The sequence below is a fragment of the Mesorhizobium sp. M0910 genome, from assembly GCF_040319465.1.
Taxonomy (GTDB): Bacteria; Pseudomonadota; Alphaproteobacteria; order Rhizobiales; family Rhizobiaceae; genus Mesorhizobium.
On the sequence record NZ_JAMYNZ010000052.1, the window covers coordinates 1 to 575 of the forward strand.

Here is a 575-nt window from a genome sequence, read left to right on the forward strand (position 1 = left end):
TGTCAAACGAATCCAGGAATTGACCCCTTTGGCGAACTGAAGAACTGACCCCTTCATTGGTTTGCTGTTTCGTTTGTTTCGGGCACCGAGCCGACCTTCTGCAGAAGGCCGGACCGTCGCTTTTCGCGCAGCCTGTAGCTGTCCCCCCTGATGGTGATCACAGTTGAATGGTGAAGCAGGCGATCCAAGATTGCCGTGGCCACCACGGGATCTCCAAAAACGCTCCCCCATTCACCCACCGAACGGTTAGAGGTAATCAGGATCGATCCCTTCTCGTAGCGGCGGGACACCAGTTGGAAGAAGAGGTGGGCGGCATTGGCCTCGAAGGGAAGATATCCGAGCTCGTCGATGATCAGCAATTTCGGCCGTGACAGGATCGTCAACTGCTTGTCGAGCGAGCCGTCGCTGTGGGCCTTGGCCAACATCGCCACCAACGTGGCTGCCGTGACGAACTGCACGTTGTAATTCTGGCGGATTGCCTCGCGGCCAAGGCTCACTGCAAGATGGGTCTTGCCCGTGCCCGGAGGGCCAAGGAACAGGACTGTGTCGCCGTGGGCGATCCAGCGGCAGGTCGC

1 protein-coding gene is annotated in these 575 nt (G+C 58.8%); it reads right to left on the bottom strand.

Annotation, left to right across the window (positions count from 1 at the left end; translation table 11 throughout):
- Positions 1–53: 53 nt before the first annotated feature.
- The coding region (gene istB / locus NKH78_RS32540; RefSeq protein ID WP_352885262.1) for an IS21-like element helper ATPase IstB at positions 54–575 on the bottom strand (522 nt) is incomplete at its 5' end.